Consider the following 18,894-nt stretch of genomic DNA (forward strand, 5'->3'; position numbering starts at 1 on the left):
TCTCGTACAACGAACTGGAGACTCAGCATGTACACACTGATTCAGATCGCCGTCATGTTCGACGCCCGCCCGAACGACGTCCTCGAAGCATCCGGGCGACACATCACGGAGTTCGAGCAGGCGGCAATCGATGCCGGCACGACTGCGGACCGATATCGCCTGATCCCGCTGATCGACGACACGGAGCTGCCACGCATCGCCGCGGAACTCGACGTCATCCCCTCCAGCCGGTAACAACTCCGCTTCGTCCGAGTGCGGAGGGGAAGCCGCCACTTCGGACGATTACCCAGGCCCGAACCGGGTAGATGATCCCAGCAGTCCCGATGACCGAGAGGACACCCATGAGAATGCGCAGCACCCTGCTCGTCGTCCCCGCCCTACTGGTGCTCGCCGCCTGTGGCACCGACAGCAGCGAGGACACCACACCCACGACCGCCGCGCCGGCCGACTCGGCAGCAACGACCGAGGCCGACACCGGGGAAGCTCAGGACGACTTCGGCGAGATGATGGAGGAAGGCGCCCGCAGCCAAGTCCAGCAGCGACCCGACGACGCCGCGCAGCTCGCCAGCAACATGGAAGATGTCGTGGGCGGAAGCCTCGCCGGCAGCGAGTTCACGCCCGAGCTCGCCCAGCAGTTCGCCAACGTGACCTGCCTGAGCATCGACGTGGAGCCCGGACCCGGCGCCGTCGACTCGGTGAAGAGCACCACAGCGAGCGACTTCGCGCTCGACGAAGACCAGGCGTCCGAACTCGTCGACCTCGCCGTCGAATACCGCTGCCCCGAACTCGCCTCGAAGTAACCCCGCGCAGCAGAAAGTGGCCCCGACCGCGATGGTCGGGGCCACTTCTCGTCTATCCCTATCCGGCGCTACCGGTGTTGAACGGGTCGTACGCCCACACCTCCCGCATGATCCGCGACGGGTACGCATCCGGCGACAACCGGATCAGCCGATTCACCGACCCGTCGTCGAGCGTCTGGGTGCAGTCCCAGATCCTGCCGTGGAAGCCGCGGCACTGCAGGCCCTGCGTGCCGTACGGACTCAGAATCAGGCCCTTGTCGCTCTTGGCTCCGAAGGCGTCCGGGTCGAACGGGGTCACGAAGTAGCCGGTCGCGTCGTACGGCCCGGTCGGATCGATGTAGTCCTCCTGCGCCGAGGCGGCCGGCGCCAGCGCCACCGCGGCGCCGAGGGCGAGCGCGGCAGTTGCGAACACACGTTTGATCATGAAGCGGTCTCCAATCGCTGAGGTGAACTCCGTGCCTACCCAGCGATCGACCATCACGAACCAACCGTTACGAATCTGCCGCGCCCACCCGCCGGGATTTCACGCCACATCCGCGTACGAACGCCCGACCAGCATCCGCCACATTGTCATCGACGCGACCCCAGCTTCACGTGCGAGCTGGTGGGTGGACACCCCGCCGGCTGCGTACCTCGCGCGGAAGCTGCGCACCTCGTCCTCTGTGAACCGTGCCCCGGCACTTCCGGGGCCGCGTCGCCCCCGCGTCCTCCCCTTGTTCTTCATATCGAAGCTATTCGCTGCCGGGGAGCCCATGAACAGGTGAGCCGGGTTGCAGCAGGGCGGGTTGTCGCAATGGTGGCAGATGAACATCCCCTCGGGGATCGAGCCGTGAGTGAGGATCCAGGCCAGTCGGTGCGCACCGATGCTTCGCGACTTGTACGTGGTCATCCCGTATCCCAGCGCAGATCGATGCCCATCCCATTCCCAGCATCCGTCCGGGTTCTTCGACACGCGACGCCAGAACCGTTGTTTCAGCGCATCAGCGGACCACCGCGCGTAGTCCGATTGCGTCTGCGCTTCCAGATGCGCCGGGTTCACACAGAGCTTTCCCCCACAGTTCGAGCCGATCCGGTGCCCGGCAGGAATCGTCCGGCCGGCAAGCTCCCACGAGACTGCCGTGGCCGGCCGGCGCACTCGCTTCGGCTGGGTCGCCACAGTGAACTGCCCGAAGCCCGCATTGGTACCACCCCGCCAGATCCAGCACTCGTCGGCGTCCCCACGTGCGACGCGCTCCCAGAATGCCTGCACTACAGACTCATCCATAACCGAGAACTTAGCGACTCAGGGTGACGATCCCCGGCTGTTTCGCACATGCGTTCGACTCGAGTTACAGTTCGAGATGCGGGCGGTGGGGGCTACGGCCCCGGGAAGCACCCCCCGCACTCCGCACCTTCCCCAAGATGCGACGAAAGTCCCCCGCCTCGGTTTCGAGGCGGGGGACTTTTCGTTGCGCTATGCGTCGGGACCGAAGTCCTGCTCTTCGGTCGGGTCGCGGTGCGGGAGCTCGTGCCCCTTCGCGAGGCCGCAGCACAGTCGCTCGTCGTCGGAGTAGACCCCGCACGCCGGGTTCGTGCACTCGTGAGCTGCCAGGTGCTGACCGCAGAAGTACTTCCCGCAGCCCGGTTCCTCGGGATCGCGGTGGCCGTCCGGGTCCTCCCCGCACAGGTACCCGAGACCACGATCGATGCGCTCGGTGCAGCCGGGATGATCGCAGTCCGCTTCGACGCCGTAACCGGCTTCACGGCCGTCGGGAAGGACGTAGTAGGCGTAACCCATGTCTGCCTTTCTACTCAGCGAGTACGACGATCCGGGCCGCCCGAAAGGATGCGTTACGGGCGGCTGGCGGATGCGGACCAAAGTCCCGTAACAAGTGGTCGGTTTCTGCGATGTTGTAAGGGTGGACACAACTAGCAGCCGGACCCCCTACGTTCCGCGGCAGCGAAAGCGCCCCAAGGATCTATCGGTAGAAGCCGTCCGTGGCCTGGCTGCCCTCCTCATGGTCGCCGGCCATGTCATTGGCAACACCTCAGACCGAGGCATGGGCGTCGCCGACGACTCCGTCTGGCGCCTGTTCTACCTCGGGCTCGAGGACATCCGGATGCCACTCTTCACGGTCATTTCCGGCTACGTCTACGCCATGCGGCCCGTAGAACGACGCGACGACTTCCCGCAGCTCGTCCGAGGCAAGGCGCGACGCCTCCTGCTTCCCCTGCTGACTGTCGGGGCGTTGCTGTTCGCGATGAAACTGCTGATCCCCGCGGCGAACACCCGACCTGAGCTGGGCGACTTCTGGAAGACCTACGCCTACGGCTACGAACATCTGTGGTTCCTCGAGGCGATCTTCCTCGTGTTCCTCGCCGTGGCACTGCTCGGAATCGCTGGCGCGCTGAGCACATTGTCGAAGTGGTGCGCGACCACGGGGGCCGCGTTCGTTCTGTACGCGCTCGTCAGCGTCCCCGAGGCTGCCAACGTGTTCAGCATCAACGGGGCGATTCGGCTACTTCCGTTCTTCCTGCTCGGCTACGGGATGTACCGATTCGAGCTGTTCCAGCTGAACCGGTGGGGCCTCATAGGTGCCGCCGCGCTGTTCTTGAGTATCTATACCCTCAAGCTCGCTTCCCTGATCGGCGACTGGGAGCCGAACGAGGTGGTTCGTCGGATCGTCAGCGTCGCCGTCGGCGTGTCCGGAATCGTGCTGATCTTCGCCGCTCGAAGGGCATTCACCTGGAAGTGGCTTGCTGCGATCGGTCCGTTCGCATTCGGCATCTACCTGCTGCACGTGTTCGGCTCGGCAGCCACCCGAATCGCGCTTGAGAAAGCGGGAATCGGATGGCTGCCGGCCGTGTTCGCAGTGGGCCTCGCCGTCGGAGTGGGGGCGCCGATCGTCTTCCAACTGCTGTTCGGCAGGTGGAATATCGTGCGCACCTTTGTTCTCGGCGAGAAGCCGATCCCTCGGACTACGCGTCGGGAAGCGGCTTCCGGAACAGACGAGGAACCGACCGCACGGTGAGGTCCCTCACCGCGATATTGGTGTCCGACGGGAAGTACAGTCCGACTTGCCGGAACCCCTGATTCGACGAATCGACAGCTTCGGAGATGATCTCGCCGTCGATGAGGCCGTAGATGCTCGCTCCGTAGATCATCAGTCCGATCCGCTTGAACGCACCGACAGTGCCGTTCGGGCGGGACGTGCCTGGAAGGATGATCCCGCCTCCGCCGCTGACGACCTTCTGGAGCTGGGACGCTCCCTGTGAGGCGAAGGCGTGCCGGAAGTGATTGGCCGACCCCTCAGCAGCTGCCACGAGATACGCCCATCCGGAGGCGTGAAGCGCCTCGATCGTGACCTCGATCCGCACGTTTCGGACGCCTGGGTCCATGAGCAGGAGTCGGGTCTGACCGTCCGGTGTCGCGATACGTTTGATCGCTTTGTTGTGGACTCGGTATTGCTGTGCCCAGCCAGTCCAATTCAAGCTGCGTCCACCGCTGCCCGCGTTGGTGGAGACGAGCGGGTCTGCGTCCGTGGCGCCGTTCTCCGAGGTAATGACTGAACCGGACGTCGCCCGTAGCCGCGAAGTCAGGACGTCGATCACGGTTTCCTGGTAGTCGGCCCGGACAGCCACCGGACCTGACGCCGGCACTCTCCGAGCGCCGGGCCCGCCCGCGGTGGTGCCGACGTTCGTGACACGCCGCAATTGTGGGAAGATCTTGGTCAACCAGTCAGTGCGCATCCGTTCCAGTGCGGAACGCATTACGACCGCCGCCTCACCATCCACTGAGATCGCGGCAGATCCGGACGCATCGCCGACATACATCCCGTAGTTCTGCAGGCACTCGGCAAGCGCATAGCCTTCCTGACTGAGCCCGAGCGTGTTGATGTCGACACTCGGCGGGATCGCGAAGAACGACCCCATCGGCACCTCACCCGAGTAGGTCACCGTCTGGGCGTCCTCGGCGGCGGCAGGCCACACGAACCCACGCTTGAGTGACGTCGGCGGAATCGAGATGCAGAGAGCGTGCGGGATATAGCACTTCGACAGCTCGTGCGAGCGGATCAATCCGCCCATCGTGGGGAATCGTGCCGCTCGAGTGCCCGCGTTGCGCCCGGTGCCGAGCAAGTCCGTGCGTGTGATGAACTGCGCGGTGAACGTGACATCGTCCACCTTGGTCGTTTTCCAATAGTCGTAGACGAACCGCCCATCCACCACGACCATCGATCCATCCGAACCCGCCGAGATCACGGGGTCATGCGGAATGCGGTGAGTGAAGGTGACTGGGTTGCCGTCGGTGCCGATGTAGGTGCCGGTGCATAGCGGATCGGTCGGCCGGGCGATGTTCGTGTAGAAGCCGTAGGTGTTGGTGGTGTCGTTGATCGCTGGCGATGCGGCAAGGAAGCTTGCGGTGGCGGGTGCGGTGTTCGCCTCGAACGCGGCGTCGTTGCCGATGGGGGTGTTCCAGATCGAATCGGCACGGAACGGCTGCGAGTCGGTTGTGCGAAAGAGTGCGGGCAGGTTCTCCGCGGGGACGCGAGTATCAACCGTGGGCGCATACCGCGCATCAGCCTCGGCCTGGTCGAGCTTTCCTGCCATCTCGCCGCCCAGAGCCTCGACGTCGTCGGCGACGGAGACCGGGGCATAAGTGGCATCTGCGTCCGCTTTGGTGAGCTTCTCACCGAACCGCTGCGCGAGGTCGGCCTCGACGTCGGTGGACAGCTTCCCGGTGTCGGTGTCGTAGGAAACAAGCTTCTTGACCATCGGTCAGGCTCCCATCGTGTACAGGCCGGAACCGGCCGGGTTTTCGGTCATGCCGGGCGGGATCGCATACAGGCCGGATCCGGGCGGATCCTCGGTCAGCCCGGTGAAGGTGTACAGGCCCGATCCCGGCGGAGACTCGGTCAGCTCGAAGCCGGGGCCGCCCGGGTCGATGGGCGGGAATCCGGCTTCCTCGAGCAGCCGCATCCACCCCGGGCCGCCGAAGTGATGCCGGACCGACACGCCGTAGGTGGTGTCGACCATCGCGTTGACGGTGAACGGCCACCCGAGATATCCCTCGCCGTCGGTGACGGTCTGCTCGCCGACGTCGACTACTTCCCCGGCGAGGAACTGCCGGCCGAAGTAGATCGTGTCGACCCCGGAACCGACCTGCGAGAGCAGCAGATATCGCATCCGGCGGATCTCGGAAACGGCCGGCTGATCGAACGAGATCTCACCGGTGTACGGATCCGGGGTGACGACGGACAGGTCGACACCGAGATTCGATTCGATGGTGTGCCGGTTGGTTTCGAGGCCCTTGAACGCCATGCCGAAGACGTCGCTGGTGACGTCGGAGCGGACCGGGTTCGAGTAGCCGATCGCGTTGATGTCGGACTTCTCCATTTCGCGCGAGAGCGTGATGGCGTCCTCTTTGTCGAGCAGACCGAAATCGAAGTAGCCGTCGGGCAGTTCGGCGAGCTCCCCGTCCGGGCCTTCGGTGATGTTGAGGATCACCGGCGTGGTGTCCGGGGCACCGAAGATGTGCGCGGCCTGCGGTTTGAGGATCAGTTCGCGCTGGTGCCGCGCGATCTCGAGTTCAGCGACCTTCGAGGGCATGAGCGCTCTCCTGTTCTCAGTCGCACCGTGGGGTGGGATACGGGTTGTCGCGGCGTTTCTGCCGCAGTTCGTCGCGTCGGATGTCGAGGTCGCGGCGTTCGGTCTCGAGCTGCTGAACCTTGTTGTCGTACTCGGTGAGCAGCCGTATCGCCGATCCGTTTCCCGGTGCACTCATCAACCCGAGGACCAGCGAGTCGAGCGCGTCGTCGCGGCGGCCGCGCAGATCGTCGTCGGCGCGTTCGAGTTCGCGGTCCTCGTCGTTGATGCGGGCGTTGTCGCGGATGACCTGTTGGAAGTCGGCGTTGCACTGCGACTGGTGCTGTTGCTGTACCTGCGAGGTGATGACCGAGAAGGCGGTCAGCAGCGACAGGGTGAGCACGACGATCGTGAAGTTGCGTGAGGACTTCGGGACGAACGGCACCAGTAACGACACGCCCCGGAGCCGGAACTGCCGGTACTGGACGATCGTGCCGGCGGCGTATGCGGCTGCACCGACCAGCACGTAGCGGATGAGGGTCTCCCACAGTTCGGTCACGAGTTACCTCCCTGTCCCGCCTCGTCGGTTCGCGGCTGCGGTGCCGGCGGATCTGTCGACGGTGGCGGGTTGTCGGATTCGGCCTTGGTGGCCTGGTGATTGCGGGCGAGCATCCACATCACGACGGCCGTCATGATCTCGTTGAGACCGATCGGCGGTGACCAGTCGAAGCGCATGAACGGCAGTTGCGATGCGATTTGGATTCCGACGGAGGTGCCCCACAGGGCCACTACGATGCCGACGACGAGCGTGCGTGTGCGCGGCGACGGTCCGTTCGGCTGTGTCACGTGGGGCACCTTCTTTCGCTCCCGGCCCGCAGGCCCGTGTGGTCATGACTGCGCGGTGGCTTGGCCGCTGCCGCCACGGGATGGTGGCGGCGGTGTCGGCAGCTGTCCCCACCGGTCATCCGCCAGCGCGCGGGAACCTGGGTCGTCGTAGCGCGGGGTGATCTTGAGCCGCGCGATGTACGAGATCGCGGTCTGGATGATCGTCTTGAGCACGAGCACCCCGAGGGTCGCCCAGGCGGCACCGGACAGGAAATCGAAATCGCTGATCGTCAGCGCGAGCACCGACAGCAGCGCGAACCCGAGGTCGATCGCGAGGCCCTGGACGAAGGTGCGCCACGAGCGGTTGCGGGCGTCGACGACGGTCAACTCCTCGCCCCGGCTGGTGACCGCGGTCAGGTTCGGCAGCAGCTCGGGGGCGCCGCGTCCGAGCAGCGCCCCGGTGCCGGCCTCGCGTGCGTATCCGGAGAGCTGGCGGCGGAATGCCTCCTGATTGCGGTCCCACTCTTCGCGGGCTGCGTCGGCGGCTTCGCGGCGCACGATCTCCCAGAACGGCAGCGGCTGGCTGCCGGTGTCCGGGGTGTCGCTGGCATGGTCTGCGGGCATGGTCGTTTCCCTCTCAGCTGGTGCCGAGGATCTCGGCGAGGATGGGATCCCATTCGGACACCGGCTGTCCGCCCGCATCGTTGGGCGCTGGGTCGGCGAGCAGGGTTCCGAGCTTGTTCGGGGCAGTGAACCGGTATTGCATCGCCCGATACGGACCTTGGCCGTTCTGCCCGTTCCACTGGGACACGATCATCACGAACTGGCCCTTGGTGCCGTCGGGCTTCTCGAACTTGCTGTCCGGGTGGACGTAGCAGCCGTAGAGGTTCGCCTGCACGTCGTAGCCGACCGGGAACAGACCACCGCCGCGGACGGGCCGCAGCTTCGGGGCGGTGCCCCAGTTCACGCCCGAGATGGGTCCGTAGCCGGTGCGGACGAACGCCTCGTAGGCGCCGGCGTCGAAGCCGGAGAACACCCAGTGGCCCTGGATCCAGCGCAGTCCGATCTCCCCGAGCCGGGTGCCGGCAGGCAGGATGTCGCCGGGTTCGTGATCGGCCGGGTTGGCCTTCCACTGCCACTGGTTGTTCAGCCAGCACCAGCCCTCCCACTTGGCGGGGTCGAGGATGTCGGCCTCGCGCACCCGCCACAGCAGCGCGTTCTTGTTGCGGGCGAGCCCACCGGTGCTGATCGCGTAGACCCAGCCGTCGCGGCCGCGGTCCCAGGTCATCATCACGCGCTGGCCGCGGAACGCCGCGGTCGACCAGCGCGAGGACGCCCCGACCCCGGGGGTGGCGTAGCTGGTGCCGTTGTGCCAGGTCTCGCCGTTGTCGTCCGAATACCAGATCTCACACCAACGTTCGCTGCCGAGACCCTGAGTGACCATCACCCACAGGTAGATGCGGCCGCCGATGACGAGCGCGTCGCACGGCAGCACCGTGGAGAACTCGGGATTGTTGTGGACGTAGGGCCACAACTGGTCCCCGCCGCGGCACGCCCCGTCGATCACGATCGGCTGAGTCATGTCCCGCGTCGGCGAGGTGACAATCACCGGTGAGCGCCAGTCGGGTCCGCCGGCGATCTGCGTGGTGCCGCCGAAGGTGTCGCCGTAGACGTAGCCGACCCGACCGTTGGGCATCACGAACGGGATGCCCAGGTCGGTGCCACCGATCGGCCGCGGCAGATCCGGATGAGGGTTCAGGTCGCGGATTTTCGCCATCGTGGCCCCGCTCAGGCCGGATCAACGGTGAAGGCTGCGACCGCAGCGTCGATTTCCGCCTCGGTCGCTCCGACCTTGGTCGCGATCAACTTCAGCAGTTCGAAGTTGACCCGCCCCCACGATGCCGCGTTCACCGCGTGTCCGAGCATGGTGTCGGTCTTGCCCCACGACGCCTTCAACGCTGTCAGGCCCCGGTTCCGCAGGTGCAGGGTCATTTCGAATGCCACCGCAAACAGTGCGCGGCGCATGGACTTGGTCCAGTACGAGGTGTCGTTCCCGGATGCGTCCTTGCGATTTTCGAACAACCGCACCGATTCCCAGAACGGTTGTGTCTCCTGTCCGTCTGCGGTGAGCTGATTCTTCACGTCTGCTGCTGTGGCCACGGTCTTTCCTTTCGTTGACGACGGCACGGTTGCCGTCGTGGTCTTGACGGAGTCCGGCGACGAGATGGCCCCGGGGTCGACGGCGCCGGCTCGTTTCAGCCAGGCCGCAGGGTCGATGTGGTCGCCACCGACACGGCCGGGTGCGCCCCACACCTCGAAATGCAGGTGAGGTCCGGTCGACTGTCCCGCGGAACCCACGTAACCGATCAGGTCGCCGGCGCGCACCTGGTCACCGCGCCGCACGAGGATGTCACTGTGCTCGAGGTGCCCGAAGATGAAGTCCTTACCGACGGTGCGCTGGGCATCGATCCAGATCCAATTGCCGAATCCGTCGACGGTGTCGGGGCGCCGGTCCTTGCCCTCGACGACGGTGCCGTCGGTGGGTGCGTAGATCGGGGTCTTGCGCGGCACGCTGTAGTCGTTGCCGCGGTGGAACTCCGGTTGTCCGGTGACCGGATTGGTGCGTTGCCCGTAGCCTGTTCCTCGCACGGACCGAATCGGATGTACCACTCGGGCCGGCATCACTGTCCCCTTCCGACGAACTCGGTAAGGACGGTGTCCCAGTCCTCGCCGGTGGCCGCCGCATCGACCGCGCCACCCTTCGACAGGTGCACCGCACGATCGATGAAGATCGGCCACGGAAACTCCGGGCCCGGATCGGTGTGCCCCCCTCCCCACGCCCCGAGGTCGCCGTGACCGCACACGCCCCGCGACCGCGGTGGCACTCCGTCGGTGACGTGACGGATCGGCATCTCGTTGATCTCGGCTCGCCATGCCACCCACAGGGCGCCCCGCCAGAGCATCAGGTCCTGGTTGCGGCCGTCGGCGTCCTTGTCCGGATCGAGCCACTGGGCGCGGGTCCACTCGGCGAAAGATCCGCCGAAGCACAGATGTTCGGCGACGGTGTTGGCGTTCGCCGCTGCCCACGGGGCGTCGATATACGGCACCATCTGAATCAGTTCCCGCTCGTCGGCAGTGTCGTGGTAGGACACCTGCGCGGATGCTTGTGCGCAGTATCCGGCGAGGGAGCGGGCGGTGCCGTTGCCCTGCTGGGTGTGGATGACGAGGTAACGGCAGTCCGTTGCTGCGCCGGGGTATCGGTTCGGGGACCAGATCGGGTTCGCGTTGTGCGGGTCTGTGATCGTCATGAGAGTGTCTTCCATCAGGCGACTACGTAGGAGAACGCGCCGGTGAGCACGTTCGGTTCGGAATAGACACGGCCCCGAGGGTTCTGTGCCTCGAGGTACGGGACGCCGCCGGTGCCGGGCTGGTCGAGATTTCCGATGCCGCCGGAATCGTCCGAGGATCGGGCGGGTAACAGGCGGCAGTCGTTACCGGCGGTGGAGACGTAGGTGACGACGAAATTGTTCTGGTCGTTGCGGATCAGATACTTGACCTGCCAGTTATAGAAACCGTCACCGACGTGCGTGTTCATCAGGCCGTCGCCCCATTGATCGGTGAACACCGCCGACGGTCGGATACCCGCCGGTAGGTCCACCGTCAACGGCCCCCTGCCGAAGTTGCGGGTACCGGTTCCGGTGCGGAGCTCGAACTTCACATGGCAGGTCTGCGTGGCCGGATCGAGCTGGTAATAACCGCGGCGCAAACCACCGGCACCGAGGTTGACCACCCCGTCATTGGACTTGAGCACCGGGTCGTAGGCCGTCCACGGCAGGGACGCCGCCGACGTCAACGACAAAGTGCTGTTGCCCTGCCCATCGTTGGCCGTGACGTTGTACTCGGTCGGACCGGACTGGAGCACCGCCCCGAGAGGCAGATCGACGATCGAGAGCAGTTCGGTCTGCGCTGCCTGGAACGGACCGCCGTAGCCACCCCACACTCGCACGTCGAGCACGTCGGCCGCGGCGATCGTCGACACCGACGGCCGCGCCCGCACCACCGCGATCGGCATCTCGTAGGTGCCGCCCGCCACCCGGGTCAATGCCGGCGGGGTCGTCGACCCGACGACCCCCTGTTTGACGAACACCTCAACCCGAGAATTGTCCCCGGCCCAGGTGAATCGCAGTCCGACGACGTCCAACCGTGGTGCCGCCCCGGCGTTCACCGCGACCTGCACGAGCTGGGCGGCGGATTCGACGATCAACACCCCGCAGACCATCGCAGTGCCGGCGGCGAGTTGCACGGACCGCACCCCCGTGGGGGTCGGTTTGAACGATGACGGGGTATCGACGATCGCCTTGGTGACGGCAAGTGCGAAACGAGTCGCTTCCTGCACCTCGGTGACGGTGCCTTTGAACCCGGCTGTCGATGCGACCACAGGTTTCTCCTCAGATCAGGTACGAGCCGTCGATGGTGACAATCTCGGGACGCCCGTTCATCACTCGAATACGGACATCGTTGGGGTTGGCCGCGACATACAACAATGCGCGAGTTGCGTTCTCCCGCAACAATGCCCGACCCGGAATCCACGGCCACGACGGATACATGAGCGACATCTCGGCCCACTGGTCTGTCAATTGCGCGCCGACCCGCACCGGCAGATCCATCCCATAGGCGACACCATCCGGGTTGGTCCAACCGCCGATCGTGCCGTACAACGCGATCCGCACCTTGAACCGGCACACCCCATCGGCGATGCGGTACCGGCCGTCCTTCCAGAACGTGCTGGCAGTGACCTGCTGCCCCGCGCTGTTCCACAGGTTCGGCACGAACGCCTTCCACGCCGTGGTCTGCGGATCAACGACCGTGACCCCGATGGTGGCCGTCGCCGTGTTCTGCGCCGTGACCTGATAGAGAGCCGCACCGACCAGGATCTCCGCTCCGACCGGAAGGTCGACACGCGCGAGGTTGTTGGCCTGACTCGCCCGGTACGGGCCGCCGACACCTGCCCACACCCGAGCGTCGTACACATCCCCCGCGGCGATGGTGGACACCCCCGAACGCACATACACCACCGCGAGCACCATCTCGTAGACCACCCCCGGGGTGCGGGTCGGCGGCGGCGAGGACGGCGACGCCGCCGGGACCCCCTGCTTGGAGAACGCCGTCACCGACGGCGCGCTGCCCCAGGTGAACCGCAATCCCACGAGATCCCAACGCGGCTGCCCGGACGTATTGGCAGGCAACACGACGTCCTGACTCGAGGTCTCCGAAAACCGCACCCCGCCGGCCATCGCGACACCCGCAGCAAGACGTATGGTGCGCGTACCCACCGACGACGGAGCCAGATCCGTCGCGCCTGCCACCACCGGCGGGGCGAGCATCGTGAACCGGCGGGCTTCGCCCTGTTCGTCGACGATCCCCTTGAAGCCCGTCAGGGTTTGCGCCACCGACGATCACCTCCTGGCATTCTGATTGCGGATTTCGGCGGAGAGACGAGCGATCGCATCGACAACAGCGGTCGACCTTCCAGGGGCGGCAATCCCGCACTTGGGGGTGTAGGTCACCGGGGAGCCGACCTCGTCGCGCATCTCCACCTCGGTGATCTGAGCACGGAACAGCTGCCCGGCGATCCGGGCGTAGGCGAAGTCGCCGAGCATCCAGTCCTGCCCCATCCACCACGGGTTGCCGTCGACGACGGTGAAGTTCACCGACAATCCACCGGCGGCTGCGGTGAGCTCGGTGCGGCCGGCCTCGAGCGGATCGACGTTCTCGTCGTTGGCTTCGACAAAGATCTCCGGCAGTCCGAAGTTCGACGAGTCCGCGCGCGCTTCGGTGTCGATCACCTCGTAGAACGGCCGGGTGGTGCCTTCGCCTTTGCCGCCGATGTACGCCCGGTACGCCTTGCGTTCGGTGGAGGCCACCGAGAACTGCTCGAGGTGCTCCTGTTGCCACAGCAGTCGGCCGGTGTCACGGCCGGCTACGACGTCGATCATCACCGTGCCCGGCTCCGGCGCGACATGCACCGCGGCGGGCAGTGGGTCGCCGGTGCGATAGGTGCGGGCGGTGATCGTATATCCGTACTTGCGCAGCACGTCGTCGGTGAGCGACTTGACGGTGACCATCCGCGCGGACAGTTTCACGATCGGGGACTGGTCCTCCACCGCGGACGGCACCACCATCACCGGGACCTGCAGGCGCCCAGCAGCGTCGGCGATATACCCCTTGATCACCGACTCGAGCGGTCCCTCACGGACATCGGATTCACGGTCCTGCAGGCTGGGCCCGACGTCGGCGTTGGCGACCGCGAGCATCGCATCGAGCCAGATGCGGTCGTTGACGAGGGTGAGTTCGAGGACCGGGCCGTCCCCGTCGTCGACGTACTCGCCGGAGATCCGACCCGTCCACGGTTCCGGGGCCGGGGTATAGACAGAGATGAACAGCGGTTCCTCGTGCACCTTCAGCGCCGCGGCGAGCAGCTCCGGGTCCGGGGTACCGGGGATAGCGATCGTGCCCGAGCCGATGTCCTCCCACTTCCAGCTCACCGTCGCCGACTCGTGCTCGGTGATGGACGTGAGCAGCTCACGGTGCCGGTTGTAGATCAGGTACCGCGCGTCCCGCCCGACCATCAGTAGGCCGCCAGATAGAGAGTCGGCAACTCGAGGCGAATGTTCGCGCCCGGGCCGCCACCGATGATCTGCGCGGTGGCCACCACATCGTCGCCAGGTTCGACCGGCGCGAAATCGTACAGTCCACCGATGCGGTCCCACGCCCGGTTGCCGCCGCCGTCGACCACCTCGGAGTGCGCAGGGTCGGTGACGATCACCAGGCGCTCACCAGCGGCGAGACCGGAGACGTAGGTGATGTGCTCGCCGACGCCGACGACGGCCTGCCCGGGCCCGTCGATCGTCCACGTCGGCCACACCTCCACCTGCCCGGGGTTGGTGAGCACCGCGTTGCCGATCGCGTTGCCGCCGGTGATATAGAAGTCGGGCGCCGCATTCGAAGGCCCGTAGTAGTTGTCCGGGGTCGCCGACCCGGTGAACGGGAAATCGAACACGACGTCCTTGCCGCGCCAGAACGTGGATTCGGCGGCGAGAGTGATCTCGTACTCGGCGGTGCCGCGGATGTCGGGCATCATCTCGATGTCCCCGTCGTCGAGCTCGACGAGGCGGCCGGAGAAGCTGCGGGTCTCCCCCAGCGCCTCCACTTCGAGGGTGCCCGGATACAACGGGGAGAACGAGTCCCGGAACGACCGGTCGAGATACAAGAACTCGTCACCGCGGCGGAAGTTCCCCGCCGGCCGGGACACCCAGGTATCGCCGACGACCACCGTCATCGTGCAATTGCCCTCATCCCAATCGATCCCCTCGAACCGAACTCCGTGCCGGCGCGCCGTCTTATGCGTGAGCTGGGTAAAGTGCGGCAGCAGGATCGACTTCAATCCCTTCGGCAGGACCGCCCCCTCGGTGCCGGCCATCAGATCCCACGTGGTCCCCCGGTGCGATACCCACCGCACCTGCACTCGAGTCCGCAGCGCGCTCATCCCAGCCCCGCCTCTGCCATCGCCCGCTTCGTCTCCCGTCGTACTGCCCGAGCGGTCGCCTTGTCGTCGACCACGGTTTGCTGCTCGATGTACTGACCCACCACCTGCGCACCGGACAAATCCACCGACACCAGCGCCTGCCGATCGGCAGCGGAGAGCACCTCGTCGACGGACATCGAGGTGAGCCGGTCCAGGATCGGGATGAGCTTGTCGTCGAAGCTGCGGGTCATGTCCGCATCAAGCACCCGCTCAGGTCGGATGATGTCCTTGAGCATCAGGCCGCGGCCGTACGCGAGCCCACCGTCGTCGTATCCGCCGGCACGGTTGTAGGCGGCGAGCAGGTTGCCGTATCGCGACTGCGCGTACCGCATCGACGCGGCGATGTTCGCTCTCGGATCCCAGATATCGTTGACGAACGCCGGATCGCGGTACGCCGCGAACGTCGGGTCGATCACCTGCATCAGACCCTTGGACGGTGTGCCGTTCGCCGCGTTCGAGTCCCACAGGTTGATCGCCCGCGGATCACCACCCGATTCCTGATTCATACGCCGCAGCACCGAGGACGTCCACGACAACGGGTGCCCGTACAGGGCGAGCAGTTCCTCGACGAGCGGGCGCCACCGCTGCACCCCGGCACCACCCGGATCGGCATACCCGAGGGTGGGTTCGACCTCGTCGGCCTTGCCGCGCAGGAAATCGCCCACCCCGGTCTTGAACTTCTCGAACGCGAGCTTCGGCAGCTTGCCGATGTCACCGCCCCCGAAATCGGGGATCGCGTCGCCGATCGGATTCATCACACCCTCGAAGGCGTCGGCAACCCGGTTACGCAGCCACCCGAACAGGCCACCGCCTCCGGACGAACCGACGTCGGCCGATACAAGCTGCCCGTCCGAGGTGACCATGCGATTCATCGCCCAGTGCACGTGATCGGAGTGTCCACCGATCGGGCCGATCGGCCGGCCCTCGTCGATGTTCGGACCCGGATCCCAGAACAGCTCGAGCGCGTCAGGGTAGGTCCGGGCGATCCACGAGGCGATCTGCTGCATCGGGCCGCCGAGGTCGATCGCCGCACCGGCCATGTGGAAGTCGTATCCGGAGCCGACGTCCTGGAATCGAGTGCCGGAGGTCAGCACGGCGCCCGGGAAAGCGGTGCGCACCGCATCCCACATCGCCCGCTGGATATCCGTCGTGAGAACCGCGCCGCCCTGGACCCGGCCGCCGCCGGCGTAGTGGAACAGATCCGACTCACCCATCCGCCGAGGACGGTTGTTGAGCCGGTCGAGGGTGTCGTATCCGATCGCACGAGCAGCTTCGGTGCGCACGACGTACTCGCCGTTGGACAGCATGGCCGGAACCTTGTCGTCGGTCGGGCCGCCGGCACCGAATACCCGGCCGCCGGTCGCGTAGTGGGCAAGTTCACCGAGGTGCGCCTCGGGCAGCTCCGGAAGGTTGAGCCACCCAGCGACCTTGTTCCACGCCGCGCGGATGCCGTTGTTGTAGACGGTATCGACGACGAACCTCACCGGCTTGGCGGCGATCGCCTTGATTTTGTCCCAGACTTGACCGATGAAATCGACTGCGCTGGAGAAGGAATCGCGCACGAATCCCAGTCCGCGCTTGAGGGCTTCCCAGACCGGGAGGATGACGTTGTCCACCACCCAGCGGATGCCGTTACCCAGGGCATCCCAGGCCGGACGAATGACGCTGTTCCAGACCCAGGAGAAGAAGTCGCCTACCGCGCGCAACCCGGCGAGCAGGTTGTTCCACGCGACCTTGATGACGTTGTCCCAGACCCACATGATCCCGGCGCCGAGCGCGGAGAACATGTCCCCGAACCACCGGAGAATCGGCAGGATGATGTTGTTCCAGGCCCAGGAGATCGCGTTCTGGATCCATTCCCAGGCGGTGATCACCGCGTTGCGGAACCAGTCGACGTTGTTCCAGGCCCACACGATGGCGCCGACCAGGGCGAGCAGGGCGACGATGATGATGCCGATGGGGTTGGCGTTGAGGGCCGCGTTGAGCAGCCACTGGGCAGCGGTCATCGCTCCGGTGGCCGCCGCCGATGCCAGCATGGCCACCTTGGAGATGACGAACGAGGCTGCGATCCGGCCGTTCGCGATGACCCAGGACAACGCCGTCTGGGCGGCATGGAACGACGCGGACGCCGCCATAGCGATGAACGAGGTGGTGGCCTGCAGGGCCGTCAGCGCCCATCCGCCGGCCACCTTCAACTGGGCCAGCACCCACGCCCCGGCCACCTTCGCCGCATTGAGCGATGCCGAGGCGGCCATCGCCAGGAACGACACGGTGGCCTTGAGTGCCGCCAATGCCCAACCACCGGCCACCTTCAACTGGGCCAGGACCCAGGCTCCCGCCGTCTTGGCGGCCTCGACCGTCGCCGATGCGGAGGTCTTGACGAACGATCCGACCGCGCCGGCCTGCGTCTTGGCCCAGCCTCCGGCGTCCTTGAGCGAGCCCCACGCCGAGACTGCGGTGTCCTTCGCCGAGACCAGCGAATCCTTGACGCCGACAACACCTTCCTTGACCGAATCGAAAACGCCCTTGGCTTCCTCGAATCCGCCGACCGCGCCACCGAGCCCGACCATCGACGCGGCCGCGGCGAGCGCATTGCCTTCCGAGTCCTCGAGAGCGCCGGTGAACTCACCGAACAGGGGCAGCACGTTGTCGTCGAGCAGACCGACGATCTTGTTCTGCATCTCCCGGCCGAACACGGTGATGCTTTCGAGCGGTCCGCCGGCGAGGACGTCCCCGGCTTCGCCCACCGACCCCTCGAACTCGCCCATCGCCGAGTCCGCATTCGAGAGCTGCTTGAGGAACATCGGGATCTTGTCGACCCCGAGATCCTCGAGCGGGGTACCGAACAGAGCGAGGGCCGCCTGCGACTGCGCCGCCGGATCCTGGATGCCTTCGAGGCCGGCCATGATCTCCCGGAACGCTGTCTTGGCAGTGTCCCCGCCGGCCAACAGGCGGTTGGTCATGTCCGTCTGGTTCATGCCGAGGATCTCGTACGCTCCGGCGGTGGCTTCGGACATGTCCGTCGCCCGGATCTGGAACTCCTTGAGGGAGTCCCCCATCTTGTCCATGCCGATCGCACCGTTCTGCGCGGCGTTGACGATCAGGCCCATCGCCTCCTGCCCGGTGAACCCGAGCCCGGTGAGATAGCCGCCGTACTCGTCGACGATCGGCATCAGCTCGCCACGCATCGCGGGAGGCACCCGCTGGAAGGCGGCCATGAGCATGTCCGTCGCCTCTTGCCCGTTGGCCGCGATCCCGTTGCGCATGAGCAGCGAGGTGGACATCGCGAGCTCGTTGACGTCCATCCCGAAGGTCTGAGACATCACCAACAGCCGCTTGGTCAGATCCTCCATCTCGGCGTCGGTGGTATCACCGATCAGCGCCAGCGACCCCGCAACGGCACCCACGGCATCGGTGACCTCGGCCATCGACCCGCCGTAGTTCTGCGCGAAGACGTTGCCGGCGATCGCCCCGGCACGTTTGGATTCCTCCGCGGTGAGATCGAGCTGGGCACGCAACGAGCGCTGCAGGTTCCCGCGTTCGAGCACCTCACCCATCTGCGAAGCGACGATCCCGATCGCCGCGGCCGCGCCGGTCGCGGCGCCCTTGAGGATCCCCGAGAAACCCGACCCGAAGGTGCGGGCACGGCCGGTCATCCGCTGGAAGAACGTGTCGGTCTGCTGCTCGGCCTCGGCGCTGTCGAGCCGGGCCTGCACCCGCACGACTCGACCCTCGGCGCTGCGCTGTCCGGACTCGGCGGCCTGCAGTGCCTGCGCGGCCGCCTCCTGCTGGCGGGTGGCCTTGGCGACCTTCTCCCGGGCATCGGCGAGGCGGCCGGCATCGGTGACGCCCTTGTCGATCAGCGCCTGCAGCTTCGCCTCGGCAACGGTGACGGCGCCGGTCGTGTCGGCGTGCTTGCGCCGCGCCGCTTCCGTCTTCGCCGAGGCCTGCTCGAGTTGCTTCTGCGCCTTGCTCAACGCCGACTGGTCGACGCTCGGTTCGATCTGGTGATCGACCGGGTTTGACTGGATCTCCCGGCGCACACGCTGGAAATAGCCACGCATCGACGGCAACACGTCGACGAAGGCACTACCACCAGAGAGGTCAGGCACCGGAAGGCTC

19 protein-coding genes are annotated in these 18,894 nt (G+C 66.1%); 3 read left to right on the forward strand and 16 right to left on the reverse strand.

Going from position 1 to position 18,894, the window contains the following annotated elements; all coding sequences use genetic code 11:
• Positions 1-27 precede the first annotated feature (27 nt).
• Together IM25_RS22595 and IM25_RS22600 are read left to right on the forward strand one after the other, a co-directional pair.
• Complete coding sequence (locus tag IM25_RS22595) at positions 28-234, forward strand: hypothetical protein (protein WP_065996439.1); 207 nt, start codon at positions 28-30, stop codon at positions 232-234.
• 107 nt (positions 235-341) lie between these two features.
• On the forward strand, positions 342-800 hold the full coding sequence (locus tag IM25_RS22600; RefSeq protein WP_157126979.1) for a hypothetical protein: 459 nt from the start codon (positions 342-344) through the stop codon (positions 798-800).
• 58 nt (positions 801-858) lie between these two features.
• Here IM25_RS22600 and IM25_RS22605 read toward each other — a convergent pair whose 3' ends face one another.
• From IM25_RS22605 to IM25_RS22615, 3 genes are all read right to left on the reverse strand, one after another.
• Positions 859-1,224: a hypothetical protein gene (locus IM25_RS22605; protein ID WP_033097187.1), complete on the reverse strand. Its 366-nt coding sequence runs from the start codon at positions 1,222-1,224 to the stop codon at positions 859-861.
• A 99-nt stretch (positions 1,225-1,323) separates the two neighbouring features.
• The gene (locus IM25_RS22610; protein ID WP_084295054.1) at positions 1,324-2,064 is read right to left on the reverse strand and encodes an HNH endonuclease signature motif containing protein; all 741 of its coding nucleotides are present in this window, start codon (positions 2,062-2,064) and stop codon (positions 1,324-1,326) included.
• 189 nt (positions 2,065-2,253) lie between these two features.
• Positions 2,254-2,577 (reverse strand): hypothetical protein, encoded by a 324-nt coding sequence (locus tag IM25_RS22615; protein WP_052040020.1) that lies wholly within the window; start codon positions 2,575-2,577, stop codon positions 2,254-2,256.
• A gap of 94 nt (positions 2,578-2,671) precedes the next feature.
• Here IM25_RS22615 and IM25_RS22620 point away from each other — a divergent pair, with 94 nt between their 5' ends.
• Positions 2,672-3,811, forward strand: a complete 1,140-nt coding sequence (locus IM25_RS22620; protein ID WP_157126980.1) for an acyltransferase family protein — start codon at positions 2,672-2,674, stop codon at positions 3,809-3,811.
• Here the strand turns inward: IM25_RS22620 and IM25_RS22625 are convergent.
• The 13 genes from IM25_RS22625 to IM25_RS27075 all read right to left on the reverse strand — a co-directional run bounded on the left by IM25_RS22625 (position 3,759) and on the right by IM25_RS27075 (position 18,884).
• Positions 3,759-5,552: a hypothetical protein gene (locus IM25_RS22625; RefSeq protein WP_033097045.1), complete on the reverse strand. Its 1,794-nt coding sequence runs from the start codon at positions 5,550-5,552 to the stop codon at positions 3,759-3,761. The two genes, IM25_RS22620 and IM25_RS22625, sit on opposite strands and share 53 nt — an antisense overlap.
• Positions 5,553-5,555: 3 nt before the next feature.
• Positions 5,556-6,386, reverse strand: coding sequence for a hypothetical protein (locus tag IM25_RS22630; RefSeq protein WP_065996440.1), 831 nt, complete (start codon positions 6,384-6,386; stop codon positions 5,556-5,558).
• A gap of 16 nt (positions 6,387-6,402) precedes the next feature.
• Complete coding sequence (locus IM25_RS22635; protein ID WP_033097044.1) at positions 6,403-6,921, reverse strand: hypothetical protein; 519 nt, start codon at positions 6,919-6,921, stop codon at positions 6,403-6,405.
• Positions 6,918-7,208, reverse strand: a complete 291-nt coding sequence (locus tag IM25_RS22640) for a hypothetical protein (protein ID WP_033097043.1) — start codon at positions 7,206-7,208, stop codon at positions 6,918-6,920. Before IM25_RS22640 ends, IM25_RS22635 begins: the two co-directional genes overlap by 4 nt.
• A 42-nt stretch (positions 7,209-7,250) precedes the next feature.
• Positions 7,251-7,811 carry a hypothetical protein gene (locus IM25_RS22645; RefSeq protein ID WP_065996441.1) on the reverse strand — a complete coding sequence of 187 codons (561 nt, stop codon included), beginning with the start codon at positions 7,809-7,811 and terminating at the stop codon, positions 7,251-7,253.
• Between the two features lie 13 nt (positions 7,812-7,824).
• Positions 7,825-8,964, reverse strand: a complete 1,140-nt coding sequence (locus tag IM25_RS22650; protein ID WP_052040017.1) for a DUF4185 domain-containing protein — start codon at positions 8,962-8,964, stop codon at positions 7,825-7,827.
• A gap of 11 nt (positions 8,965-8,975) precedes the next feature.
• The gene (locus tag IM25_RS22655) at positions 8,976-9,836 is read right to left on the reverse strand and encodes a M23 family metallopeptidase (RefSeq protein ID WP_065996442.1); all 861 of its coding nucleotides are present in this window, start codon (positions 9,834-9,836) and stop codon (positions 8,976-8,978) included.
• Positions 9,837-9,868: 32 nt separating this feature from the next.
• Entirely contained in the window at positions 9,869-10,495 is a 627-nt protein-coding gene (locus tag IM25_RS22660) for an N-acetylmuramoyl-L-alanine amidase (RefSeq protein WP_198162519.1), read from the reverse strand.
• Positions 10,496-10,509: 14 nt separating this feature from the next.
• A complete protein-coding gene (locus tag IM25_RS22665) occupies positions 10,510-11,625 on the reverse strand; it encodes a hypothetical protein (protein WP_033097042.1) in 1,116 nt (371 codons plus the stop codon).
• Positions 11,626-11,635: 10 nt separating this feature from the next.
• Entirely contained in the window at positions 11,636-12,637 is a 1,002-nt protein-coding gene (locus IM25_RS22670) for a hypothetical protein (RefSeq protein ID WP_033097041.1), read from the reverse strand.
• A gap of 6 nt (positions 12,638-12,643) precedes the next feature.
• Positions 12,644-13,816, reverse strand: a complete 1,173-nt coding sequence (locus IM25_RS22675; protein ID WP_033097040.1) for a Gp37-like protein — start codon at positions 13,814-13,816, stop codon at positions 12,644-12,646.
• The gene (locus IM25_RS22680) at positions 13,816-14,667 is read right to left on the reverse strand and encodes a hypothetical protein (protein ID WP_033097039.1); all 852 of its coding nucleotides are present in this window, start codon (positions 14,665-14,667) and stop codon (positions 13,816-13,818) included. The genes IM25_RS22675 and IM25_RS22680 overlap by 1 nt, the downstream gene beginning before the upstream one ends.
• Before the next feature lie 62 nt (positions 14,668-14,729).
• Complete coding sequence (locus tag IM25_RS27075) at positions 14,730-18,884, reverse strand: phage tail tape measure protein (RefSeq protein ID WP_232333367.1); 4,155 nt, start codon at positions 18,882-18,884, stop codon at positions 14,730-14,732.
• Positions 18,885-18,894: the final 10 nt, after the last annotated feature.

It is taken from the genome of Rhodococcus sp. p52 (genome assembly GCF_000763325.2).
GTDB lineage: Bacteria > Actinomycetota > Actinomycetes > Mycobacteriales > Mycobacteriaceae > Rhodococcus > Rhodococcus pyridinivorans.